Origin of the sequence: Microbacterium flavum (assembly GCF_018717645.1) — a bacterium.
GTDB classification, from domain to species: domain Bacteria; phylum Actinomycetota; class Actinomycetes; order Actinomycetales; family Microbacteriaceae; genus Microbacterium; species Microbacterium flavum.
This window is the reverse complement of record NZ_JAFLHG010000009.1, coordinates 41558-65075: the sequence shown is the minus strand read 5'-3', so window position 1 is coordinate 65075 and position 23518 is coordinate 41558. Positions and strand designations below refer to the sequence as shown.

Annotated in this window: 27 protein-coding genes; 11 read left to right on the top strand and 16 right to left on the bottom strand. The window is 70.7% G+C overall.

What is annotated here, in order from left to right; translation table 11 throughout:
- The first annotated feature begins 128 nt into the window (after window positions 1–128).
- Window positions 129–668 (top strand): Lrp/AsnC family transcriptional regulator, encoded by a 540-nt coding sequence (locus J0P97_RS10680; RefSeq protein ID WP_215487778.1) that lies wholly within the window; start codon window positions 129–131, stop codon window positions 666–668.
- Here the strand turns inward: J0P97_RS10680 and J0P97_RS10675 are convergent.
- The gene (locus J0P97_RS10675; RefSeq protein ID WP_372449698.1) at window positions 550–1668 is read right to left on the bottom strand and encodes an EamA family transporter; all 1119 of its coding nucleotides are present in this window, start codon (window positions 1666–1668) and stop codon (window positions 550–552) included. The genes J0P97_RS10680 and J0P97_RS10675 overlap by 119 nt on opposite strands.
- A gap of 90 nt (window positions 1669–1758) precedes the next feature.
- Here J0P97_RS10675 and J0P97_RS10670 point away from each other — a divergent pair, with 90 nt between their 5' ends.
- Window positions 1759–2319, top strand: coding sequence for a CGNR zinc finger domain-containing protein (locus tag J0P97_RS10670; protein WP_215487777.1), 561 nt, complete (start codon window positions 1759–1761; stop codon window positions 2317–2319).
- On the opposite strand, the gene J0P97_RS10665 is transcribed toward J0P97_RS10670, so the two are convergent.
- Entirely contained in the window at window positions 2279–3190 is a 912-nt protein-coding gene (locus J0P97_RS10665) for an alpha/beta fold hydrolase (protein ID WP_215487776.1), read from the bottom strand. The genes J0P97_RS10670 and J0P97_RS10665 overlap by 41 nt on opposite strands.
- A gap of 66 nt (window positions 3191–3256) precedes the next feature.
- Here J0P97_RS10665 and J0P97_RS10660 point away from each other — a divergent pair, with 66 nt between their 5' ends.
- Window positions 3257–4060, top strand: a complete 804-nt coding sequence (locus J0P97_RS10660) for an exonuclease domain-containing protein (protein ID WP_215487775.1) — start codon at window positions 3257–3259, stop codon at window positions 4058–4060.
- A gap of 71 nt (window positions 4061–4131) precedes the next feature.
- Here J0P97_RS10660 and J0P97_RS10655 read toward each other — a convergent pair whose 3' ends face one another.
- From J0P97_RS10655 to glgA, 3 genes are all read right to left on the bottom strand, one after another.
- A complete protein-coding gene (locus J0P97_RS10655; protein WP_018186539.1) occupies window positions 4132–4383 on the bottom strand; it encodes a type B 50S ribosomal protein L31 in 252 nt (83 codons plus the stop codon).
- A 96-nt stretch (window positions 4384–4479) separates the two neighbouring features.
- Window positions 4480–5271: an ABC transporter ATP-binding protein gene (locus J0P97_RS10650; protein ID WP_215487774.1), complete on the bottom strand. Its 792-nt coding sequence runs from the start codon at window positions 5269–5271 to the stop codon at window positions 4480–4482.
- A gap of 9 nt (window positions 5272–5280) precedes the next feature.
- On the bottom strand, window positions 5281–6474 hold the full coding sequence (gene glgA / locus J0P97_RS10645) for a glycogen synthase (protein WP_215487773.1): 1194 nt from the start codon (window positions 6472–6474) through the stop codon (window positions 5281–5283).
- A 46-nt stretch (window positions 6475–6520) separates the two neighbouring features.
- On the opposite strand from glgA, the gene J0P97_RS10640 reads away from it, so the two are divergent.
- From J0P97_RS10640 to J0P97_RS10630, 3 genes are read left to right on the top strand one after another with little or no spacing between them, the layout of a single operon-like run.
- Window positions 6521–7765: a glucose-1-phosphate adenylyltransferase gene (locus tag J0P97_RS10640; protein WP_215487772.1), complete on the top strand. Its 1245-nt coding sequence runs from the start codon at window positions 6521–6523 to the stop codon at window positions 7763–7765.
- Between the two features lie 44 nt (window positions 7766–7809).
- Window positions 7810–8445 (top strand): phosphoserine phosphatase SerB, encoded by a 636-nt coding sequence (gene serB, locus J0P97_RS10635; RefSeq protein WP_215487771.1) that lies wholly within the window; start codon window positions 7810–7812, stop codon window positions 8443–8445.
- A 47-nt stretch (window positions 8446–8492) separates the two neighbouring features.
- The gene (locus J0P97_RS10630) at window positions 8493–9185 is read left to right on the top strand and encodes an alpha/beta fold hydrolase (protein WP_215487770.1); all 693 of its coding nucleotides are present in this window, start codon (window positions 8493–8495) and stop codon (window positions 9183–9185) included.
- 14 nt (window positions 9186–9199) lie between these two features.
- Here the strand turns inward: J0P97_RS10630 and fabG are convergent, their stop codons facing one another.
- On the bottom strand, window positions 9200–9910 hold the full coding sequence (gene fabG / locus J0P97_RS10625; protein ID WP_215487769.1) for a 3-oxoacyl-ACP reductase FabG: 711 nt from the start codon (window positions 9908–9910) through the stop codon (window positions 9200–9202).
- A gap of 101 nt (window positions 9911–10011) precedes the next feature.
- On the opposite strand from fabG, the gene J0P97_RS15945 reads away from it, so the two are divergent.
- Genes J0P97_RS15945 through J0P97_RS10605 form a run of 4 tightly spaced genes read left to right on the top strand, consistent with a single transcriptional unit; the run spans window position 10012 to window position 12238 of the window.
- Entirely contained in the window at window positions 10012–10614 is a 603-nt protein-coding gene (locus tag J0P97_RS15945) for a DUF4190 domain-containing protein (protein WP_215487768.1), read from the top strand.
- 54 nt (window positions 10615–10668) lie between these two features.
- Complete coding sequence (locus J0P97_RS10615) at window positions 10669–11085, top strand: DUF3099 domain-containing protein (protein WP_215487767.1); 417 nt, start codon at window positions 10669–10671, stop codon at window positions 11083–11085.
- Window positions 11082–11333 carry a hypothetical protein gene (locus tag J0P97_RS10610; RefSeq protein ID WP_215487766.1) on the top strand — a complete coding sequence of 84 codons (252 nt, stop codon included), beginning with the start codon at window positions 11082–11084 and terminating at the stop codon, window positions 11331–11333. The genes J0P97_RS10615 and J0P97_RS10610 overlap by 4 nt, the downstream gene beginning before the upstream one ends.
- Entirely contained in the window at window positions 11330–12238 is a 909-nt protein-coding gene (locus tag J0P97_RS10605; RefSeq protein ID WP_215487765.1) for an SURF1 family cytochrome oxidase biogenesis protein, read from the top strand. The genes J0P97_RS10610 and J0P97_RS10605 overlap by 4 nt, the downstream gene beginning before the upstream one ends.
- A gap of 93 nt (window positions 12239–12331) precedes the next feature.
- Here the strand turns inward: J0P97_RS10605 and abc-f are convergent, their stop codons facing one another.
- Window positions 12332–13930, bottom strand: a complete 1599-nt coding sequence (abc-f, locus tag J0P97_RS10600) for a ribosomal protection-like ABC-F family protein (RefSeq protein WP_215487764.1) — start codon at window positions 13928–13930, stop codon at window positions 12332–12334.
- A 299-nt stretch (window positions 13931–14229) separates the two neighbouring features.
- Here abc-f and J0P97_RS10595 point away from each other — a divergent pair, with 299 nt between their 5' ends.
- Entirely contained in the window at window positions 14230–14862 is a 633-nt protein-coding gene (locus J0P97_RS10595; RefSeq protein WP_215487763.1) for a biotin transporter BioY, read from the top strand.
- Window positions 14863–14948: 86 nt separating this feature from the next.
- Here J0P97_RS10595 and J0P97_RS10590 read toward each other — a convergent pair whose 3' ends face one another.
- The 9 genes from J0P97_RS10590 to sufC are packed head-to-tail and all read right to left on the bottom strand — an operon-like array spanning window position 14949 to window position 23504.
- On the bottom strand, window positions 14949–15971 hold the full coding sequence (locus J0P97_RS10590; RefSeq protein ID WP_215487762.1) for an iron-siderophore ABC transporter substrate-binding protein: 1023 nt from the start codon (window positions 15969–15971) through the stop codon (window positions 14949–14951).
- A complete protein-coding gene (locus tag J0P97_RS10585; protein ID WP_215487761.1) occupies window positions 15968–16828 on the bottom strand; it encodes an ABC transporter ATP-binding protein in 861 nt (286 codons plus the stop codon). The genes J0P97_RS10590 and J0P97_RS10585 overlap by 4 nt, the downstream gene beginning before the upstream one ends.
- Window positions 16825–17856 (bottom strand): FecCD family ABC transporter permease, encoded by a 1032-nt coding sequence (locus J0P97_RS10580; RefSeq protein ID WP_215487760.1) that lies wholly within the window; start codon window positions 17854–17856, stop codon window positions 16825–16827. Before J0P97_RS10580 ends, J0P97_RS10585 begins: the two co-directional genes overlap by 4 nt.
- The gene (locus tag J0P97_RS10575; protein WP_215487759.1) at window positions 17853–18863 is read right to left on the bottom strand and encodes a FecCD family ABC transporter permease; all 1011 of its coding nucleotides are present in this window, start codon (window positions 18861–18863) and stop codon (window positions 17853–17855) included. Before J0P97_RS10575 ends, J0P97_RS10580 begins: the two co-directional genes overlap by 4 nt.
- Window positions 18860–19798: a siderophore-interacting protein gene (locus J0P97_RS10570; RefSeq protein WP_215487758.1), complete on the bottom strand. Its 939-nt coding sequence runs from the start codon at window positions 19796–19798 to the stop codon at window positions 18860–18862. The genes J0P97_RS10575 and J0P97_RS10570 overlap by 4 nt, the downstream gene beginning before the upstream one ends.
- Before the next feature lie 16 nt (window positions 19799–19814).
- Complete coding sequence (locus J0P97_RS10565) at window positions 19815–21209, bottom strand: MFS transporter (protein ID WP_282836600.1); 1395 nt, start codon at window positions 21207–21209, stop codon at window positions 19815–19817.
- Window positions 21206–22366 (bottom strand): MalY/PatB family protein, encoded by a 1161-nt coding sequence (locus tag J0P97_RS10560; RefSeq protein WP_215487757.1) that lies wholly within the window; start codon window positions 22364–22366, stop codon window positions 21206–21208. The genes J0P97_RS10565 and J0P97_RS10560 overlap by 4 nt, the downstream gene beginning before the upstream one ends.
- A 13-nt stretch (window positions 22367–22379) precedes the next feature.
- Entirely contained in the window at window positions 22380–22709 is a 330-nt protein-coding gene (locus tag J0P97_RS10555; protein ID WP_215487756.1) for a metal-sulfur cluster assembly factor, read from the bottom strand.
- Between the two features lie 9 nt (window positions 22710–22718).
- Complete coding sequence (gene sufC, locus J0P97_RS10550) at window positions 22719–23504, bottom strand: Fe-S cluster assembly ATPase SufC (protein WP_215487755.1); 786 nt, start codon at window positions 23502–23504, stop codon at window positions 22719–22721.
- Window positions 23505–23518: the final 14 nt, after the last annotated feature.

Sequence of the window (23518 nt, the reverse complement as noted above, 5' to 3'; positions counted from 1 at the left end):
TTCCGGCCGCCGGCATCGTCGCCGACTGGCTCGAGGCTACGGCGGACTCGCACCTCGCTCAAGCATTCGAGTGGCCGCTGAGCATGTTGCGCAATGGAAGGGTGGCGGGACTGCTAGCATTCAGCACTATGAGTTCCCTCGATCGCGTCGATCTGGAGTTGCTGAACGCTCTCGCCGACGACCACCGCGCCACCGTCGTCGCTCTCGCCGACCGCCTCGGACTGTCCCGCAACACCGTGCAGGCTCGCATGCTGCGACTCGAGCGCGCGGGGGTCTTCCACTCCTACGAGCGGGCGATGTCGACGAAGGCGCTGGGGCTGCCGATCGAGGCCATGGTGAGCGTCATGGTGCGCCAGGCGGACCTGCCGCGCATCACCACGGCGATCGCCGAGATCCCCGAGGTGGTGCAGGCGCACGGGATGAGCGGCCAGGTCGACCTCCTCGTGCGCGTCGTGGCGCGCGACACGCAGCACCTCTTCGACGTCGACGCCCGGATCCTCGCGATCGAGGGTGTCGAGCGCACCGAGACCTCGCTCGTGATGGGCGAGGTCATCGGCTACCGGGTGCGTCCCCTCCTGGAGGCATCGGCGTCCCCATCGGGTCTTCGCGGGGAGCATCGGGCGGAACATCCTGCAGACCCGCGGGGAGAGGTTCGGCGGGAATCGTAGCGGCGCGCGCGAGCGCGGCATCCGAGTCTGCGGCATCCAGCCGCACGAGGACGACGCCGACGAGTAGGACCGCGCCGCCGACGAACTGGATCGGCGCAGGCGTCTCGCCGAGCAGCAGCCAGGCGAACCCGAGCGCGAACAGCACCTCGCTCAGTCCGATGAACGATGCCAGTCGCGATCCGATGCGCGGGACGGCGGCGACCCCGAAGCCGTAGCCGAGCGTCGTCGCCACCGCACCGACCCAGAGGATCGGCAGGAGGGCCGGCACATCGACGCCGCGGAAGTCGACCGACACATCGGGGGCAGCGAACGGGATCGCCCCGGTCGCGCCGATGACGGCCATGATCGCGCCGCCCACGAGCAGGCCCCCGGCGGCGAGGGCGAGAGGCGGGAGGTCGTCGCCCGTGCGCTCGCTCATCACGAAGTACGCGCACACCGTCACCGCGGCTCCGAGGGCGAGGAGCGTCCCGATCAGGTCGAAGCGCGCACCGGAGACGTCCACCACGAGCACGAGCCCGACGATCGCCACCACGGAGCCCACGACGACCAGGCGGGAGGGGGCGCGACGGGTGCGCAGCCAGACGAAGCCGACCAGGAGGACCGGGGCGAGGTATTGGATGAGGAGGGCGACGGCCACCGGCATCCGCTGCATCGCGGAGAAGAACAGGAGCTGGCAGCCCGCGACGGGCACGAGGCCGAACAGGAGCAGCGACCACCCGTGGCGGCGCAGGAAACCGCGCTCACGCCGTAGGGCGGCGATGAGGGCGGGCGAGAGCACGAGTCCCGCGATGGTCATCCGGAGCACGAGCGCGCTCGAGAGCGACCATCCCGCCTCGAGCAGCGGCTTGACGAGCGGGCCGCTCGACGAGAACGCGAGCGCCGACGTGACGGCCATCGCGATCCCCGCGGTGCGGGTGCGGGCGATCGTGCGCGGGAGGGCGGCATCGCGACCGGGTGCGGCGAGGGGTGCGATGATCTGGAGCGGGGCGGTATGAGTCACCGGCGACCCTTCAGCTGGTCATGACGGTGTGTCATGAGTGACCGATGTTTACACTGGTGACAGTACGGCAGGACAACGTCAGGAGTCAACATGGTATTCATCCATGACACGGAGCAGTCCTTGCGCGCGGCGGCCGCCCTCGTCAACTCGCTCCCCGAGACCGACAGCGAGCGCGTCGACACGCTCGTGACGCAGGAGGATTTCGACGCCTACCTGGACGAGTACGCCTATACGGGCACCTTCCACCGCGACGACGAGGAACTGGACGCCGTGCGCGCCAACCGGCCGCGGCTGCGCGCACTCTGGGACGTCGACCGCGAGGGCGCCGTCCCTCTCGTCAACGCGATGCTGCGCGACGGTCGGGCGCTCCCCCAGCTCGTCATCCACGACGAGTTCGACTGGCACATCCACGCGACCGAGCCCGATGCGCCGCTGTCGGTGCGGATGCTCGTGGAGGCGGCGATGGCGTTCGTGGACGTCATCCGCTCGGATCAGTGGGACCGGGTGCGCATCTGCGAGGCCGACGACTGCGAGTCGGTGTACGTCGATTTCTCCAAGAACGGCTCGAAGCGCTACTGCGACACTGGCAACTGCGGGAACCGGATGAACGTCATCGCGTACCGCCGGCGGAAGGCCGCAGAAAGCGCGTGATCTCGGTGGCGGCCTGCCACGGTGTCTCGTAGTGGATCAGGTGGCCGACGTGCGGGATCTCGACCAGTTCGGCGTCGGGGAACAGCGTCCGCAGGTGCCGTTCCGCCTCGATCGGGGTGATGTCGTCCTTCTCCGCCGCGATGAGGAGCGTCGGGACGGCGATCGAGGGCGCGAAGCGGCGCACATCGTTGGAGACGGAGGCGACGAACCCCTCGTGCAGGACGTCGCGGTCGCGGAACCCGGAGAAGTAGCGATCGTGCTGATCGTGGATGAACGCCCGGAGCCTCGCGTCGCGGGTCTTCGCCATCGAGATGCTCATGACGCGGACGATGACACGGTTGCGCAGCAGGGCCTCGCCCAGACGGCGGGGCAGTCTCGCCCCCGCCCAGTAGTAGAAGACGGCGAGGCGGGTGAGGACGCCGCGCGGGCCCTCGAGCGCGGGGGCGCCGATCGGGTTCACGAGGATCATCCGCGGGGTCGGAAGGCCCCCCGCGACGGCGGCCGCGACCACGATCGATCCGAACGAATGACCCAGGATGGGCGCGCCGGGGGCGACAGTCGCGGCGAACGCGCGGAGCCAGTCCGCGTACGCGTCGAGGTCGTGGGTGCGGATACCCTCGGGGCCGGCGAGCGGGGCTGTCTCGCCGAAGCCGGGGAGGTCGGGTGAGATGACCCGGATGCCGCTCAGGTGCGCGACCACGGGCTCGAGACCGTGGTGATCCCCGCGGTAGCCGTGGACGACGAGCAGGGTGGTCGCGGCATCCGCGTCGCCGTACTCCCAGTAGACCGTGGCGCCGCCGGGGAGGTCGACGGAACGCCGGACGACCGGGATCTCCGCGAGGCGCGCGGCGTAGGGAGAGGCGACGGTCATTCCCCGAGTCTACGAGCCCCGCGTGGCGACGCCGGACTGTCGGAACCCTGTCATACCGTCGAAGGCATGGATCAGTGGCAGCCTCTGCTCCCCCTCTGGGGCGACGACGCTCTCGACCCTGTCGCGGACCTCGCGCCCGACCGCGCCGAGACGGTCGGCGACGGATGGGAACCGCGTGAGGCGCCCCCATCCTGGGCGGATGCCGTCGGTGTGTTCGATCTCGAGACCACCGGAATCGACGTGCTGACGGACCGGATCGTGACCGCGCACGTCGGGCTCTTGGGCCCCGATGGGACGGTGCAGCGCGCGAGGTCGTGGATCGCCGACCCGGGCGTCGAGATCCCCGAGGGAGCCACCGCCGTCCACGGGATCACCACGGAGCACGCTCGCGCACACGGGAGGCCCGCCGCCGACGTCGTCGCCGAGATCGTGGCGGAGCTGAGGGACCTCTTCGCCGGCGGCGTTCCCGTCGTCGCCTACAACGCACCGTACGACTTCTCACTGCTCAAGTACGAGGCGCTGCGCCACGGGATCTCGGCGATCGAGACCCCGGCCCCGGTCATCGACCCGCTCGTGCTCGACAAGGCCCACGACCGCTATCGCCGTGGCAAGCGCACCCTCGAGGTCGTCGCGGCCCACTACGAGGTCGCGCTCGTCGGAGCCCATGATGCCGCGGCGGATGCGATTGCCGCCGGCCGGGTCGCGCAGGCGCTCGCGCGCCGGTTCGCGCTCACGGGTCCGGCGTGGGAGCTGCACACCCAGCAGGTCGCGTGGGCGCGGGCGCAGGCCGAGAGTCTGACCGAGTACTTCGTGCGCATCGGCCGGATCGACGCCGAGACGCCGCTGGACGGCCGGTGGCCGATCCGCTGACCCTTCGACAAGCTCAGGGACCGGCAACGACGACGAAAGCCCCGCCGAAGCGGGGCTTTCGCGTATGCGGCTTACTTGGAGCCGAAGTTCTTGAAGCGCTGGTTGAACTTCTCGACGCGACCGGCCGAGTCCATGATGCGCTGCTTGCCCGTGTAGAACGGGTGCGAGGCGGAGGAGATCTCGACGTCGATGACGGGGTAGGTCTCGCCGTCCAGCTCGATCGTCTTGTCGCTCGACACCGTCGAACGGGTGAGGAAGGTCTCGCCGGAGCCGAGGTCGCGGAACACGACAGCGCGGTACTCGGGGTGGATGTCAGTCTTCATGGGGTTCCTTACGTGGTGCCCTGGATTTTGCCAGGGCGAGGGAAGTCTGCGGTGCGGAGAGCACCAACAGAAGATTCTATCAGCCCTTCGACGAGCTCAGGAACCGCTGCTCGCGCGAGCCGAGAACCGGCCGTCCTCGGTGCTGAGGACGATCGGCATCCCGAACGTCTCGGTGAGGTTCTCCGCGGTGAGCGTCTCGGCGATCGTGCCGGCGGCCACCACTCCCCCGTCGCGCAGCAGCAGGACGTGGGTGAATCCGACCGGGATCTCCTCGACATGGTGGGTGACCATCACCATCGCGGGGGTCGTCGGCGCCTGGGCGTACCCGCCGAGGAGCGAGAGCAGCTCCTCGCGGGCGCCGAGGTCGAGACTCGCGGTCGGCTCGTCGAGAAGCAGCAGCTCGGGATCGGTCATCACCGCGCGGGCGATCTGAACCCTCTTCTGCTCCCCGTCGGAGAGCGTCCCGAAGGTGCGCTCGGCGAGGTGATCGAGCTTCCACTCCGAGAGGACCCGGTGGGCGCGCTTCTCGTCGATCGCCTCGTACTGCTCGTTCCAGCGGCCCATCACCGAGAAGGCGGCGGTCATGACGGCGTCGAGGACGGTCTCCTCCGGCGGCATCCGCCGCGCCATCGCCGATGATGCGAACCCGATGCGAGGGCGCAGTTCGAACACGTCCGCACGGCCGAGGGTCTCGTCGAGGATCGACACGCGCCCGGACGTCGGGTGCAGGAGCGTCGCCGCCAGCTGGAGGATCGTCGTCTTGCCTGCGCCGTTGGGTCCGAGGACCACCCAGCGCTCGTCGTCAGAGACGCTCCAGTCGATGTGATCGACGATGTTGCGGGCGTTGCGGCGGACGACGACATCGGCGAATTCGAGGACCTGGGGCATGCCCCCAGCCTATCGGGACGAGTCCGCCACCTCGCGGTACAGCGCCTCCGTGGCGTCGGCGATCGCCTGCCAGCTGAAGGCCGTCGCCGCGCGTTCCCGGCCGGCCTCGCCGTAGGCGCGCGCACGCTCGGGATCGGAGACCACCTCGGTGAGAGTCGCCGCGAGGTCGGCGACGAACCGATCGGGATCGGTGGGCGTGCCCGTGCCGTCCTGGACCTGCTCGATCGGCACGAGACGCCCCGTCACGCCGTCGACGACGACCTCCGGGATGCCCCCGGTCGCGGTGCCGACCACGGCCGCGCCGCACGCCATCGCCTCGAGGTTCACGATCCCGAGGGGTTCGTACACGCTCGGGCACACGAAGGTCGTGGCGGACGTGAGGATCGCGCAGAGCTCGTCGCGCTGGAGGAATTCGTCGATCCAGACGACGCCGTCGCGCCCCTGCTGGAGGTCGCGGACGAGGCCTTCGACCTCCGCCATGATCTGCGGGGTGTCGGGCGCGCCGGCGCAGAGGACGATCTGGACGTCCGTCGGCAGGAGCGCGGCTGCGCGCAGGAAGTACGGCAGCCCCTTCTGGCGGGTGATCCGGCCGACGAACACGACCGAGGGCCTGTTCGGGTCGATGCCGAAGCGCTCCAGGAGGGCGTGGTCCGTGCGAGGCTGCCATGCCTCGACGTCGATGCCGTTGTAGATCACGCGGACCTTGTCCGGGTCGAGGCTCGGGTAGCTCCGCAGGATGTCACGGCGCATCCCGTCGCTCACGGCGACGACGGCGGCGGCGCCCTCGTAGGCCGTCTTCTCGATGTAGCTCGACACGGCGTATCCGCCGCCGAGCTGCTCGGCCTTCCACGGGCGCAGGGGCTCGAGGGAGTGCGCGGTGACCACGTGCGGGATCCCGTGCAGGAGCGAAGCGAGGTGTCCGGCGAAGTTCGCGTACCAGGTGTGCGAGTGGACGACATCGGCCCCCGCCACGTCACCGACGATCTCGAGGTCGACGCCGAGCGTCTGCACGGCGGCGTTCGCCGCGTCGAGCTCTGCGGGGACCGGATAGGACGTCGTGCCGTCCTCGTCTCGGGGGGCGCCGAACGCGCGGACACGCACGTCGAGGCGTTCGCGGAGGGCCTTCACCAGCTCGGTGACGTGGACACCCGCACCGCCGTAGACCTCGGGCGGGTACTCCTTTGTGACGATATCGACGCGCATGTGACGAACGGTAGTACAACCGCGGGCGAGGCCATAGTGTGGGGGCATGCCTGCAGCGCCGAAGGTCTTCGGAATCATCCTCGCCGGCGGCGAGGGCAAACGCCTCATGCCACTGACGGTGGACAGAGCGAAACCGGCTGTGCCGTTCGGCGGCCAGTACCGTCTGATCGACTTCGCGATCTCCAACCTCGTCAACTCGGGGCTGCGGCAGATCGTCGTGCTGACGCAGTACAAATCGCACAGCCTCGATCGACATGTGTCGCAGACCTGGCGCATGTCGGCGCTGCTGAACTCCTACGTGACCTCGGTCCCGGCGCAGCAGCGTCTCGGCAAGCGATGGTTCTCGGGATCGGCGGATGCGATCCTCCAGTCCCTGAACCTCATCCAGGACGAGAAGCCGGACATCGTCGTCGTCATCGGCGCCGACCACGTCTACCGGATGGACTTCGAGCAGATGATCGACGCGCACATCGCGTCGGGTGCGAAGGCCACGGTCGCCGGCATCCGTCAGCCGATCGCGCTGGCGAACCAGTTCGGCGTCATCGACCTCGACCCGGAGGACCAGCTCACGATCCGCGACTTCCTCGAGAAGCCGCAGGATCCGACCGGTCTTCTCGACGACCCTTCCCAGGTCCTCGCCTCGATGGGCAACTACGTCTTCGACGCCGACGCTCTCGTGGCGGCCGTGGAGGCGGACGGGGAGCTCCCCGGATCCGGTCACGACATGGGTGGCGACATCATCCCCTACTTCGTGGGACGGGGTGAGGCGGCGGTCTACGACTTCAAGCGCAACGACGTCCCCGGATCGACCGATCGCGACCGCGACTACTGGCGGGACGTGGGCACGATCGACTCGTTCTTCGACGCGCACATGGACCTGATCTCGACGCTGCCGATCTTCAACCTGTACAACATGGACTGGCCGATCCACTCGCAGGCGGTCAATTCGCCGCCCGCGAAGTTCGTCCGCGACGGCGTCGGGCGCATGGGCAACGCGATCGACTCGATCGTCTCGCTCGGATCGGTGCTGTCGGGCACGCATCTGGAGCGGTCCGTCGTCGGTCCGTGGACGCTCGCGGCAGGGGGTGCGACGATCACCGACTCGGTGCTCTTCGACCATGTCGACGTCGGCGCGGGAGCCCGGGTGCATCGGGCGATCCTCGACAAGAACGTCGTCTTGGAGCCGGGGGCCACGGTGGGCGTCGATCGCGCCCACGACCTGGCGCGCGGGTTCACGGTGACCGACAGCGGGCTCACGGTCGTCGCGAAGAACGTCCACATCGCCCGGTGACGGCGCGTCTCCGGGCGGCGCGGTCGACCGGATAGGTTGGTCGGGTGGCTGACCCTCGCTTCCTCGTCGTGTTCGACGCCGACTCCACTCTCCTGTGCAATGAAGTCATCGAACTGATCGCCGACGAGGCGGGGCGTGGGCCGGAGGTCGCTGCGGCGACCGAAGCGGCGATGCGGGGAGAGGTCGACTTCGCGACGAGTCTGCGCTCGCGGGTGCAGGCGCTGCGCGGAGTGCCGGTCGAGGCCTTCGCGCGCGTGCTCGCGCGGGTCGAGCCGACCCCCGGCGCCGCTGAGCTCATCGCGGAGATCCACGCCCGCGGCGGCATCGCTGCCGTCGTCTCGGGCGGCTTCCACGAGGTCCTCGACACCGTTGCGCCGTCGCTCGGCGTCGACCGCTGGCGGGCGAACCGGCTGGAGGTCGCGGACGGGGCGCTGACCGGGGTCGTCGACGGCGACATCGTGGATGCCGCCGCGAAGGCCGACGCGCTGCGCGCGTGGGCGTCGGCGTCCGGCATCCCCCTCTCGCGCACGATCGCCGTCGGCGACGGCGCCAACGACCTCCGGATGATGGCCGCCGCCGGGCTCGGGCTCGCATTCAACGCGAAACCCGCCGTGCGCGCCCAGGCCGACCTCGTCATCGACCCCGTGGACCTCCGCGAGATCATCCCGCTCCTCCCCTGAGGTCTGGCCGCCTCGCGCGTGTCCGTGCCCGGCGCTAGCGTCGGGACATGGACATCATTCTGGTTCCCGGCTTCTGGCTCACCGCGTCCTCGTGGGACCCCGTGCTGCCCGCGCTGCGCGCCGCGGGCCACGAGCCCCGTCCGCTGACCATGCCCGGCGTGGGGGCGGATGCTGCGGAGAGCGGCGACATCACGATCGATGACTGGGTCGGAGCGGTCGTCGCCGAGATCGATCGGGTCGACGGACCCGTCGCCCTCGTCGGGCACAGCGGGGGCGGGAACGTCGTGTGGGGTGCTGCGGCGGCGCGCCCCGAGAAGGTGAGCCGGGTGGTGTTCGTCGACACGGCCCCGCCGCCGCCGGGGGTGCACGTCTCCGAGTTCCCGCTGGAGGACGGCGTCGTCCCCTTCCCGGGGTGGGACTTCTTCGACGCGCCCGACACCGCGGATCTCGATGCGGAGGTGCGCGCGGCGACGGCGGCAGACGCGTTCAGCATCCCGGCGCGGGTCCCCTCCTCGCCCGTGACGCTCGAGGACGAGCGTCGCTTCGACATTCCCATCGTCCTGCTGATGGGCTCGCTGGACGAGGCCGGATTCCGCGAGGAGATCGCGCAGTGGGGGACGTTCGCCACCGAGTTCGAGGCGATCCGCTCGGCACGGGTGGAACGGCTGGGCACCGGCCACTGGCCGCAGTTCAGCGACCCCGAGGGGCTCTCCCGGGCACTGGTGCGTGCCGTGTCGTGACGGTTCGCGTGGGCTCAGTGCCCCATGCCGAGGCCGCCGTCGACGGGGATGACCGCGCCCGAGACGTAGGCCGCGTCGTCCGAGGCGAGCCAGACGACCGCGCCGGCGACGTCATCCGCCGCCCCGAATCGTCCCGCGGGAATGGTCCGCTTGTACTCGGCCTGGGTCTCCTCGGGGAGCTCGGCCGTCATGTCGGTCTCGATGAAGCCGGGGGCGACGACGTTCGCCGTGATGCCGCGGCCGCCGAGCTCTCGCGTCAATGAGCGCGCGAAGCCGACGAGGGCGGCCTTGGACGACGAGTAGTTGATCTGCCCGGCCGAGCCGTAGAGACCGACGACGCTGGAGATGAGGATGACTCTCCCCCACTTCGCCCGCAGCATGCCCTTCGAGGCGCGCTTGACGACCCGGAAGGTGCCGCCGAGGTTCGTGGCGACCACCGAGTCGAAATCGTCTTCCGTCATCCGCAGGAGCAGGGTGTCCTTCGTGATGCCGGCGTTCGCGACGACGATCTCCACCGCTCCGAGCTCGCGTTCGACCTCGCTGAACGCGGCATCCAGGGACGCGGCGTCGGTGACGTCGGCGCGGACCGTCAGCGTCCCCTCGGGGCCCTCACCGGACCGTGCGGTCACGGCCGTGCGGTAGCCGGCGGCGACGAACCGCTCGGCGATGGCGCGGCCGATGCCGCGGTTCCCGCCGGTGACGAGGACGACTCTCTCGGTGGACATGGGGCTCCGATCGCTCGAGGACCGCCCCAGCCTAATCCGTCCGGCGCGCCGACGAGGAAGGAGGGGCCCCGCTAGGCTGGAGTCCGGCGAGAGGAGCCCCCGTGACCGATCCGAAGACCTCCGGCCCGGATGACACCGAGGCGGCGGGCGCGGTGCCCCCGCCGCCCGCACCGCCGTCCTACGACTCGGCACCCTACGTGCCGCCGACCGCGCCCACGTATGACACCGGGTCGTACGGCGAGCCCTCGGAGCCTGCGGCCCCGGCATACGCGCCGCCGAGCTACGCCCCGCCCGCCTACCCCACGTCTCCCTATGGGGCCCCGCCCGCCCCGGGATACGGCGCGACGGGCGCGTACCCCACCGGATACCCCGTGCAGCAGAGCCCGGGCGCTCCGCCCGTCGCGCCCTACGGCTACGGCGGCTACGCCCCCGCGCGGCGCACCAACGGCCTCGCGGTCGCGTCGATGATCGTCTCCATCCTGGGCATCATCTGGGTGCTGCCGCTGATCGGCTCCGTCGGCGGCGCGATCATGGGCCACATCGCGCTCGGCCAGGTGAAGCGGACGGGAGAAGCCGGGCGCGGCATGGCCCTGGCCGGCGTCATCGTCGGGTGGGCGGGCACTGCGCTCCTCGTGCTCGGCGTGCTCTTCTTCTTCTTCGTCGTGGCGCTGGGAGCCTCCTCCGGCGCCCGCTACGGCGCCTGAGCGACCGCGCGACGGGACCCGTGTGCGGGTGCGGCGGCGTAGGCTTGTCGCACCGTGAAGAACACCGCCACGCAGACTGCGACTTCGCTTCCCCGCGCCCCGCGCGACGATGCGCACAGCCGCATGACCAAGTACTTCACGATGATGGCGATCCGTGTCGTCTGCTTCGTCCTCATGGTCGCGATCCAGCCCTACAGCTGGTACACCTGGGTCTTCGCAGTGGGGGCGATCTTCCTGCCCTACGTCGCCGTGGTGATCGCGAATGTGACGACGGCACCCGCCAAGCGTGCCGTCCCGCCCGAACGCGCTCTCGAGGCGCCGCGGACCGCGACGGTCGCCCCGGCTCCGACCCCCAGCGGCGTCATCAGGATTCAGGAGAGTCCCGCTCCCGGCCGGTCGGCCGGCGGCGAAACGGGACCCCGCTCCGACACGCACGGTCGCACGGCGCCCGAGTCGGAGGACCGCTCGTGAGCCAGGACTCCGACGCGCCGGTCTGCTCGCGCGCGGGCTGCCGCGCGGACGCCCGCTGGAAGGTGATCTGGCGGAACCCCCGCATCCACCAGGCCGACCGTCGAAAGGTCTGGGCGGCGTGCGATGACCACGTCTCCTACCTGCGCGACTACCTCGCGGCGCGGGACTTCCCCGTCGTCGTGGAAGCGCTCGTCACCGCGGAGGGATCGGACGCCGCGGACGACGCCGCAGCGGAGGCGCGCCGATGAAGCGCACCGCCCTCCGGTGGAGCGGGTACGTCGCGGTCGCGATCGTGTTCGCGATCGCCTGCGCCTTCCTCTCCCAGTGGCAGTTCTCACGCAACGAGGAGCGTGAGCGCCAGCTCGCTCTGATCGCGGCGAATTACGACGCTCCCCCGGCGCCGCTGGCCGACCTCGTCGGCGCGGACGGCTCCTTCGACGGGGGCGACCAGTGGCATCCCGTCGCGCTGCGCGGCCGGTACCTGCCGGAGGACACCCTGCTCGCGCGCAACCGCGCGCACGGGGGGACGGCGGCCTTCGAAGTGCTGGTCCCGTTCCGCACGACCTCGGGCGAGGTGCTCATCATCGACCGCGGATGGCTCGCCCCCGGAAACCACCAGCCTGTGCCGGACGAGGTGCCTGCACCGCCGTCGGGCGAGGTGACCGTGGTCGCGCGGCTCATGCCGGGCGAGCCGCTCCGGAACGCCACGCAGTCCGCACCCGAGGGACAGGTCCCCACGATCAACCTCCCGCTCATCGCGGACCAGCTGCGGCTCGACGGCGTGATCACGGGTGCGTACGGACTGATGGCCTCGGAGGACCCGGCCCCCGCCTCGGCTCCCACGCAGCTCGAGTCTCCTTCGGAGGACCCCGGACCGCATCTCTCGTACGCGATCCAGTGGATCCTGTTCGCCGTCATGGGCTTCGTCTTCATCTGGTACATGATCCGCACCGAGATCCGGCATCGACGAGAGGATGCCGCAGACGCCGCCGCGGACGTCGCGGCCGCGAGCGTCGCAGGCAGTGCGCCGACCGACGTCGCCGAACGCATCCCGGCATCCGAGCGCCGACGTCGACGGCGAGCAGGGGCGCGGCCCCAGGACCGCGACATGCAGGAGGAGGACGCACTCCTCGACGAGGTCACGCCCCGCTGAAGACCCTGATCGCGAGCCGCGTCACGCCGACTCGCCGGGACCGCGTCACGCCAACTCGCCGGGACCGCGTCACGCCAACTCGCCGGGACCGCGTCACGCCAACTCGATGAGGTCGACGTAGTCGCGACCCCAGATGTCCTCGACGCCGTCCGGGAGGATGAGCACGCGCTCGGGGTTCAGAGCCTGCACAGCGCCAGAGTCGTGCGAGACGAGGACGACGGCGCCCTCGTAGTGCGCGAGCGCGCCGAGGATCTCCTCGCGGGACGCCGGGTCGAGGTTGTTCGTCGGCTCGTCGAGAAGGAGCATGTTCGCGCTCGAGACGACGAGGGTCGCGAGCGAGAGACGGGTCTTCTCACCGCCGGAGAGGACACCGGCGGGTTTGAGGACGTCATCACCGGTGAAGAGGAACGAGCCGAGCACCTTGCGCGCCTCGGTCGCGTTGATGTCGGGAGCCGCCGACATCATGTTCTCGAGCACCGAGCGGTTCACGTCGAGGTTCTCGTGCTCCTGCGCGTAGTAGCCGACCTTCAGGCCGTGACCGGGCTCGAGCTGTCCGGTGTCGGGCTTGTCCACCCCCGCCAGGATCCGCAGCAGCGTCGTCTTGCCGGCCCCGTTGAGGCCCAGGACGACGACCTTCGAGCCGCGGTCGATCGCGAGGTCGACGTCGGTGAAGATCTCCAGCGACCCGTACGACTTCGAGAGGTTCCTCGCCATGAGAGGCGTCTTGCCGCATGGAGCGGGTTTCGGGAACCGCAGCTTCGCCACGCGATCCTCCTGGCGCACCTCCTCCAGCCCGGAGAGCATCTTCTCCGCGCGCGCGACCATCTGGTGGGCCGCGGCGGCCTTGGACGCCTTGGCGCCGAAGCGCGCGGCCTGCATCTGCAGAACGGAAGCCTTCTTCTCGATGTTGGAGCGCTCCTTCTTGCGACGCTCTTCGTCGGCCACCCGCTGACGCAGGTAGTTCTTCCAGTTCATGTTGTAGACGTCGATGACCTGGCGCATCGCGTCGAGGTAGAACACGCGGTTGACCGTCTCGCCGACCAGCTCGACGTCGTGGCTGATGACGATCAGCCCGCCCTTGTAGTTCTTCAGGAACTCGCGCAGCCACACGACGCTGTCGGCGTCGAGGTGGTTGGTCGGCTCGTCGAGGATCATGGTCTGCGCGTCGGAGAACAGGATGCGGGCCAGCTCAATGCGGCGGCGCTGACCGCCCGAGAGCGTCTTGAGCGGCTGATCCAGGATCCGGTCAGGGAGCGAGAGGTTGTGGGCGATGGATGCCGCCTCCGCCTCCGCCGAGTAGCCGCCCAGGGCTTCGAAACGCTCGGTGAGGTTGCCGTAGCGGCGCATCGCCTTGGCGGCGACCTTCTCATCGGCATCCCCCATCTGGAGGGATGCCTCGTGCATCTGCAGCGCGAGTGTGCCGAGCCCGCGGGCATCGAGGATGCGGGTGCGGGCGAGCATCTCGGGGTCGCCCGTGCGCGGGTCCTGCGGGAGGTACCCGAGCTCGCCGGAGCGTTCGACCTTGCCGTCGGCCGGGATGAGGTCGCCGGCGAGCACCTTCGTGAGGGTGGTCTTGCCGGCTCCGTTGCGGCCGACCAGTCCGATCTTGTCGCCATCGGACACGCGGAACGAGACGTCCGCCATCAGGGTGCGCGCACCCACGCGGATCTCGAGATCGTGCACGGCGAGCACAGCGGACGTCCGTTCTTCGAAGGGAGGGTAGGTCGGCGGGATGCCGCGGAGCGGGCGGCCGAACCCCCAGTCTACCGGGCGACGGGAGGCACGACGCCGGGCATCGGGAATGTCGGAGGCGCCGCGGACCGGGAGGTGCTGGCCTCGCTCGTCCTCGCCCCCCGACGAGATCGACAAACACAGACGGGAACCATGGTGGACTGCGTCCAACAACTCGCCGTACCGACGCCCTAGGCTGAGTCGCAACGACCGGCGCGCGCCGGTATGACAGAGACTTCCCCGACTCCGAAGGAGCCCGTATGTCCCTTGCCGTCTCCGGCCGCCGGCCCGTCCTCGCCGACCTCATCGCCCGGCCGTCCGACCGCGCGCGTGCGCTCGCGCTCGACGCGGGGCTCGTCGTCGCCGGCGCCGCGATCGTCGCCGTGCTCGCGCAGGTCGAGGTTCCGCTTCAGCCCGTGCCGATCACCGGTCAGACTCTCGGCGTCGTCGTCGTCGGTGCGGCCCTCGGCGCCCGACGCGGTGCCGCAGCGCTGCTGACCTACATGCTCGCGGGTCTGGCCGGGCTCCCGGTCTTCGCCGGATTCACGGGGAGCTTCCTCGCGGTCGCCAAGCCGAGCTTCGGCTTCGTGATCGGCTTCATCGCGGCCGCCTTCGTGGCCGGCTGGTTCGCCGAGCGGGCGTGGGACCGGCGTCCTCTCCTGGCTTTCGCGGGCTTCGTGCTCGCGAGCGCGATCCCGTTCGTCTTCGGCATCCCGTACATGGCCTTCATCCTCAACGTCGTCGGCGGGGGCGCCTACGGCATCGGCGAGATCCTGCAGTTCGGTCTCTGGCCATTCATCGTGGGCGGGCTGATCAAGGCGGCCGTCGCGGCTATCGCCATTCCGGCGACGTGGGCGCTCGTCAAGCGGATCGAGGGCTCGACGCGGCGCTGATCCCACGCCGCGATCCTCGTCGAGGAGCGCGAGAACGCCCCCGCCCGGTGATCCGGAGCGGGGACGTTCTCATGCGAGCGGATCCGTCAGCTCTTCGCGACCGCCGCCGCGAGCTTCTCGGTCAGTGTCGGCAGCACCCACGGCAGGGTGAGCGCGGTGGGTGACATGGCCGAGGCGTTCTCGGCGCCCACCATCGCGGCGACGGCGCCCTTCTTCACTGCCGGGATGAGCGCCCCGCGGTCGGAGGCGAGGAACTCGTCGAGCGTCTTCTGATCCTCGGCCTGCGTGAAGAGCACCTGCGCGTCGATCTTGTCGAGGTTCTCGTAGCTGACCGTCGTGTAGAAGGTGCCCTCGCCCGTGTCGAGAGCGGTCACGCTCGGCGGGCTTGAGAAGCCGAGATCCTCCAGGATCGCCACCCGCGGGTCGGACGGCAGGTAGAGGTAGAACGTGTCGACGTCGTCGTCCACGTACGCGATCGTCTTGCCGGCGAACTCGGGGTGGGCTGCTGCGGCATCCTTCACCTGGCCGTCGAGGTCGGCGACCAGCGCGTCCGCCTCGCCGGAGAGCCCGAGCGCCGTGCCGGTGATGTCGATCACATCGCGCCACGGCGTCGTCCACGGCCCGTCTGGGTACGCGACGACCGGGACGCCGGCTGCGGTCACGGCGTCGTACTCCTTCTGCGTGAGCCCGGAGTAGGGCGCCAGCAGCACGTCGGGGTTCGTCTTCAGCAGTGCCTCGATCGGGATCTCCGCGGCGCTCGAATCGAGGATCACGGGCTTCTCGCCGCCGAGGGAGTCGACCGCGTCCGAGATCCACGGGGGCATCTTGTCGTCTCCGCCGGAGTAGTCGTCCGCCGGAATGGCGACGGGCTGGATGCCGAGTGCCAGGACCGCGTCCGTCGCGCCCCAGCCCCAGGTCGCAATGCGTTCGGGCTTCTTCTCGATCGTCGTCGTGCCGAGGGCGGAATCGATCGTGATGGGGAACGCCCCCTCGCCGCCCGTCGCGGCATCGGAGGTGGCGGGGGCGCCGGTCCCGGCGCAGCCGGACAGCAGAAGTGCGGCGGCGCCGGTGATCGCGGCAAGACTGAGGACCTCGCGGAGTCGTCTCATGGTGTGTCGTTCCTTTCTGGGGTGCGGTGCAGGTGCAGGTGATCGTTCAGGTGCGGGTGATCGTGCGGGACTGGGACGACGAGCGGCGTTCCGGTCAGGGGGTCGGGGATCACGAGCGCGTCGAGGCCGAAGGCATCTCGCACGACGTCCTCGGTGAGCACCTGACCGGGTGCCCCGTGGGCCACGACCGCGCCCTGGGCCATCACGACGAGTTCATCGGCATAGCGCGCGGCGAGGTTCAGATCGTGCAGGACGACCACGACGGTCGTGCCACGACTGCGGTTGAGCGCGCGCAGGAGGTCGAGCACCTCGAGCTGATGGGTGAGGTCGAGGAAGGTCGTCGGCTCGTCGAGGAGGAGGATGCGGGGGTCCTGCGCGAGGGCCATCGCGATCCACGCCCGCTGACGCTGACCCCCGGAGAGATCTCCCACCGGCCGGTCCGCGAGGTCGGTGACGCCCGTCCAGGCCATGGCCTCGTCGACCTTCGCGGCATCGGCTTCGCTCCATCGCTGGAACACGCCCCGGTGGGGGTGACGACCCCGCCCGACGAGCTCCGCGACGCTCACACCGTCGGGCGCGGTCGGGTGCTGCGGGAGAAGCCCCACCACCTGCGCGAAACGTCGGCGCGGGATCGTGTCGACGTCCACGCCGTCGAGTTCGACGGCGCCCTCCAGCGGGGGACGCAGCCGGGCGAGTGTTCCGAGCAGCGTCGACTTGCCCGAGGCGTTCGCGCCGATGATCATGGTCAGCCGGCCGGGGGTGATCTCGAGGTCGAGGCCCTCGATCACCCGGCGGCCGGGATAGCCGGCGGAAAGGGCACGTGCGGAGAGGCGGGGCGCGTCGGATGCCGCGGTCACAGCTGCCGTCCTTTCGAGGTGGCGAGGAGCCAGAGGAGGAACACCGCTCCGATCGCGCCGGTCACCACGCCGACGGGCACGGACAGGCCGGGGATCGCGAACTGGGCGACGAGATCGGCCGCGAGCAGCAGCACGGCACCCAGGACGCCACTGGTCGCGAGGCCGATCGCACCGTGGCCGAGCAGCGGGCGGGCGATCGCGGGCGCACAGAGCGCGATGAATCCGATCGGGCCGACGAATGCGCACGTCGCAGCGGTGAGCAGGACGGCGGCTCCGACCACGACCCAGCGGACGGTGCCGGGGTGCACGCCCAGCCCGCTCGCCGTGTCCGGGCCGAGCTGGCTGATCGGGAGCCACCGGGACGCGGCCACGAGGGCCGGAACGAGCACGACGAGCACCGCGAGGACGGTCAGCACCTGCCACCAGGGCGTTGAGGAGAGGCTTCCCGTCAGCCAGAGCAGGGCGGTCTGGACCTCCTCGACCTTCGCCCGCACCAGGAGGAAGTCGATGACCGACGCCGTCAGGAACGAGATCCCGATGCCCGCGAGGATGAGGCGGAACCCGCCGTCGCGGAGCGACCGCCCCGCGACCATCAGCACCGCTGCGACCACCGCGCCGCCGGAGAACGCGAAGATCGCGAGCAGAGGCCCGGTCGTCTGCAGCACGAGGATGGCGAACACCGCCGCCAGCCCGCTCCCCCCGGAGATGCCCAGGAGGTCCGGACTCGCCAGCGGGTTCCCGAGGAACGACTGCAGGAGCGCCCCCGCGATGCCGAGCGCAGCGCCGGTCACGAGCGCCATCGCCGCGCGGGGCGCACGCACCTGGAAGACCACGTACTCCTCGATCCGCGATCCCGATCCCGTGAGGGTGAGCCACAGACGGTCGGGGGTCAGGGCGTAGTCACCGACGGAGAGCGCGACGACGGCGGCCAGCGCGGCCAGCAGGAGCGCGGCGACCAGGATGCGGGCGCGCCGCCTCCCGGCGTGACGACGGACCGTGAGGGACGGACTCTGGGCGACCGCGCTCACAGGGCCACCTTCCGCGGCTGGAGGACGAGGGCGACGAGCAGCGGTGCGCCGAGGAAGGCCACGACGATGCCCGCCTGGATCTCGCCCGGGAGGGCGATGACGCGGCCGATCACGTCCGCCAGGAGGAGGAGCGCGGCGCCGAGCGGGATGCCGAGGGCGAGGAGGCGCGCGTAGCTTCCACCGACGAGCCCGCGGAGGGCGTGCGGCACAACGAGACCGAGGAAGACGAGCGGACCCGCGATCGCCGTCGCCCCGCCGCAGAGCAGGACGGCGGCGATGATCCCGAGGATGCGGCTGCGCGCGACATCCTGCCCGAGCCCCGCCGCGGTCGCCGTGCCGAGCGCGATGAGGTCGAGACCTCGGGCGGAGGCCAGGGCGAGGATCGCGCCGATGAGGAGCGCCGGCAGGACGAGGGCGACGGCATCCAGGCCGCGGGCGGTCAGGCCGCCCACCGACCAGTAGCGGTAGACGTCGAGGGCGTGGATGTTCGTCGTGAGGATGAGGAATGTCACCGCCATGAGCCCCGCGGTGACGGCAGCGCCGGTGAGGGCGAGCTTCGCGGGGTCGCCGCCGTTCGGACCCCGGCCGCCCACGATGGCCACGAGGACAGCCGCGAGGGCCGCCCCGACGAAGGCGAACCAGACGAAGCCCGTGGGGGTGACCAGTCCGAACAGGGTGATCGCCGCCAGCACCGCGACCGAGGCGCCGGCGTTCACTCCGAGAAGACCCGGATCGGCGAAGGGGTTGCGGGTCAGGCCCTGCATGACGGTGCCGGCGAGAGCGAGCGCCGCGCCGGCGCACAGCCCGATCACTGTGCGCGGCACGCGCTGGGTGAGGACGACGAGGTGGTCGGGGTTCGCGGCATCCGGTGCGATGAGGGCTCGCCACACCTCCGCGGCGGGAATGGCCCGCGCTCCCACGAGGAGGGAGAGCAGCACCGCGACGCCCAGGAGCGCGACGGCGACGGCCGCGACCACGAGGGTGCGGCGACGATGCTGAGGGCTCATTCGGAGCGTTCTGCCTGCCCGAGGCGCCAGTAGCCCATGAAGGCGACGCGCCCGCGGTCGACGCCGCATCCGGTGACGAGGTGTCGCCGCAGTGTCTTCACCGTCCCGGACTCCCCCGCCATCCAGGCGTAGAACTCGCCTTCGGTGATGACCTCGGGGCTGTCCCAGAGGAGTTCGGAGTCGACGTCGATCTCCTCGAGGACCTGCGGGCGCGGCGCTGCGGCACGCGCAAGCAGGGTCGGGTGCCGACGCGTCCATGCGGCGACCGCCGCGACGAGCCGCTCGCCGTGCGGGGCATCGGCGCGGGGCACCCACGTGAGCCGGACGCCGGGCGGGACCCGCGGGGAGAGGATGTCCGCTGCGGCGGGCACCTCGATGAAGGCGTCGACGTCACAGCGCGGGTCGAGCGATTCGAGGATCCCGCAGATCGCGGGCGCGGCGGTCTCATCGCCGGCCAGGAGCAGGCGGCGCGCGGTGCCCGGGTGCCAGTCGAGTCCGACGCGGGAGGCCGGGCTGCGCTCGTCCGGTCCCACGAGCACGAGCTCGTCGCCCGGCGTCGCGTCATCGGCCCAGCTTCCGGCGGGGCCGGCGTCGTGGTGCACCACGAAGTCGACGTCCACTTCGCGCGCGTCGGCGTCGACGCGGCGGACGGTGTAGGTGCGGAAGGGGTTCCGCTCCGCCGCCGGCAGCGCGCGCCACCGGTCGTACCAGTCCCCCGCCGCGGCATCCTGACCGAAATCGGCGTACCCGCCGGGGATGCCCGGAAGCGGGAAGACGAGCTTGATCCGCTGGTCGAGACCGGCCGTCCCGAAATGCTCCAGCTCGTCGCCGGTGAAGGTCACCCGCACGAAGTGAGGGGCGAGGCGGTCCACCGCGGCCACCCGGACCGTGTACGGCCGGTAGGCGGGCCGGACGGGGGCATCGAGGCGGGTCATGGACCTTAGGTTAGCCTTACCTGCCCACCTCCGCCAAACGCGACATCCGCAGTCCGGGGACGATCGCGAGGACGGCGAGGGCTCCGGCGATCAGGAAGACGACGGGGAAAGCGGCATCCGACGCTTCCAGCGCGACGAAGGTGAGCCCCATGACGGCGATGGATGCCGACGCACCGACCGAGTCGGAGATCGAGAGGGCGGACGAGTTGAACCCCTGGTTCCGGGGCGTGGAATACGCGAGCGTCAGGACGGTGAGGCGCGGATACATCAATCCCATGCCCGCGCCCGCGAGCGACCAGCCCGCGATGATCACGCCGGGCACGAGGTGGAATGCCGCGGTCGCGGCGGCGGCGAGGGTCGCCCCGAGCAGGAGGCTCGCACCGATGAGGGTGATGCGGACGTCACCGAGGCGATCCCCGAGACGGCCCTGCACCTCCGCCCCCGCCGCCCAGAGGAGCGCAGCGCTCGTCAGCCCGAGGCCGGCAGCCGTCGCCGAGAACCCGTAGTCGTCGATCAGCAGGTACGGGACGTAGATCTCCGCCCCGTAGAGGGCGCCCGCGATGAGCGCCCGCATGAGGATGACACTCGGAAGGCCGCGCGCGGCTCGCAGGGTGCCGGGGGGAAGCAGGGGCCGGATCGCGGCGCCGATCGCAAGGAGGGCTGCCACGATCACGACGGGGGCGAACGGTCCCGCCTCACCCGCCAGGCTCAGAGCGAGGGCGCCTGCGGCGACCGCGCAGGCGAGCGCCAGCCGCCGCGCGATCGGCTCCCGGGAGGGTTCCGCAGTCCCGAGCGGAAGGCCGTGCAGCCGCAGGTAGACGATCGCGAAGGCGATCAGGGTGAGGGCCGCGACGCCGAGGAACACCCAGCGCCAGTGCGCCTGCTCCGCCACGAAGCCGGCGAGGAAAGGGCCGATGATCGAGGGGACCACCCATGCGGCGGAGAAGGCGCCGAACACCCGCCCGTGGACTGCCGCGGGGTACACGCGCGCCACGACGACGTAGAGCGCGACCGTCTGCCCGCCGGTGCCGAGCCCTTGCAGCAGTCGCCCCAGCACCAGGACCGGCATCGAAGGCGCGAGCCCGGCGATGAGGAGTCCGGCGACGAACAGCCCGACGGCGCTCGCGAGCGGGAGGACGGGATCCGTGCGGTCGCACCACGCGCCGACGGCCACCATGCCGATGACGCTCGTCGCGAGGGTGCCCGCGAAGGCCACCGCATAGAGGGACGCTCCGCCGAGGTCGGCGCTGACGAGTGGCATCACCGTCGTCACCGCGAGGGACTGCATCGCGGCGAGGAAGATCATCGCCGCGGCTCCCACGGTCACCCAGACCAATGGCGGATGCCAGATCGATTCGGCCGGGCGAGGACCCGAGCCGGTCTCCGCCGCTCCCAGGGGCTCGGAGGTCACGACCGCGCGACGGCGCCGATGCGCGCGATCGCCTCGGTGAGCACCTCCGGCGAGCACCCGAAGTTCAGTCGCGCGTAGCCCGCCCCCTCCGCGCCGAACTGCGGGCCGTGGTGGAGCGCGACCTTCGCTGCATCGAGGAGGAACGCGGCCGGGTCATCGCCCCAGTTGTACGCGGAGAGATCGATCCAGGCGAGGTAGCCTGCGTCGGGCGTCCGGTAGACCGCGCGCGGGAGGTGCTCGGCGAGAAGCGCGCCGAGCAGCGCGCGATTCTCGGCCAGCGCAGCGCGGAGCGCGTCGAGCCACTCATCGGAGGCCTCGTCGAACGCGGCGACAGCCGCGAGGGCGCCGAACAGGCCGGTGCGCCACTCCACCTCGGGGTTGAGGCCGGCCAGCACCCGCATCGTCGCGTCATCCGCGGCGACCATCAGGGCGCACTTCAGTCCGGCGAGGTTGTACGCCTTCGACGCACTCGTCACCGCGAACCCGACCCGGGCCGCCGACGCGCCGGCCGTGAGGAACGGGGTGTAGACGACCCCGTCCGCGACGAGCGGCGCGTGGATCTCATCGCTGATGACGACGGCGCCGTGGCGCTCCGCAAGGCCCGCCAGGGCGGCCAGCGTCGCGGCACTGTGCACCGTTCCGGTCGGGTTGTGCGGGTTGCACAGGAGGATCGCACGGGCCCCGGCGGCCAGGGCCGCGTCGACGCCGTCGAGGTCGATCTCCCAGCCTGCGCCCGTGTCCGTCAGCGGAACGGACACGGGAATCCCCCCGGCTTCGTCCGTGCAGAGCGCGAAGGGCGGGTAGACGGGAGGCATGATGACGACGCCGTCCCCCGGTCGGATCGTCGCGCGGAGGATCTCCACGACGCCCATCATGACGTCCGCCGTCGAGCGCACGCCCGCCGGGTCGACGTCCCAGCCGAACCGGCGCCGCGCGAAGCCCGCGAAGGCGTCCCGGATGCCGGGGTCGGCCGGTGTGTACCCGGTGTCGCCGCTCGCGACCGCTTCTGCGAGGACGGCGGTCACCGCGGGGGCGAGGGGATAGTCGGTCTCCGCCACGAACAGCGGGAGGACATCCTCCGGGTAGGTCCGCCACTTGGTGCTCGACCGGCGGCGGAGCGTCTCCAGGGGCAGGGCGCGCAAGGGTGTGGTGCTCACCGTGCGAACCTCCTCAGATGGCGAAGCCGAGGGCGCGCATCATGTCGCGACCGTCGTCGGTGATCCGTTCAGGGCCCCACGGCGGCATCCACACCCAGTTGATGCGGAACCGGTCCACCACGTCGTCCAGTGCCTGCGCCGTCTGCTCTTCGAGGACATCCGTCAGCGGGCAGCCGGCCGAGGTCAGCGTCATGTGGATGACGAGTGCGTCGTTCGCCTCGTCCCAGGACAGGTCGTAGATCAGGCCGAGATCGACGACGTTGATGCCGAGCTCGGGGTCCATGACGTCCTTGAGCGCCTCGGTGACGTCGTCGTACTTCTCCGGGGTGAGCGTCGCGGTCATAGGTCGATCCTAGGCTTCGACGGTGTCGGAGGGCCCCGCCGGCACGGATTCCGTGTAGCGGTCGTAGCCCTCGTTCTCCAGGCGCTCCGCCAGCTCCGGGCCGCCCTCTTCGGCGACGCGGCCGTTCACGAGCACGTGCACGAAGTCGGGCGTGATGTAGCGGAGGATGCGCGTGTAGTGGGTGATGAGGAGCACGCCGAGGTCGGTCGCCTCCTTGGCGCGGTTGACGCCCTCCGACACGATCTTCAGCGCGTCCACGTCGAGGCCGGAGTCGGTCTCGTCGAGAACCGCGATCGCGGGCTTGAGGAGCTCCAGCTGCAGGATCTCGTGGCGCTTCTTCTCGCCGCCGGAGAAGCCCTCGTTGACGTTGCGTGCCGCGAACTTGGGGTCCATGCGGAGGTTCTTCATCGCCGCCTTGACGTCCTTCGTCCAGGAGCGGATCGCGGGAGCCTCGCCGTCGATCGCGGTCTTCGCCGTCCGGAGGAAGTTCGTGACCGTCACGCCGGGGATCTCGACCGGGTACTGCATCGCCAGGAAGAGGCCGGCGCGGGCCCGCTCATCCACGGACATCGCCAGGACGTCCTCGCCGTCCAGGGTGATGGTCCCCTGCGTGACGGTGTACTTCGGGTGACCCGCGATCGTGTAGGCGAGCGTCGACTTGCCGGAGCCGTTGGGCCCCATGATCGCGTGGGTCTCGCCGGTGCGGACGGTCAGGTCCACGCCGTTGAGGATGGGGGTGGTCCCCTCGTCGGTCTCGACCGTCACATGCAGGTCGCGGATCTCGAGAACAGCCATTGTCGTTTCCTTCT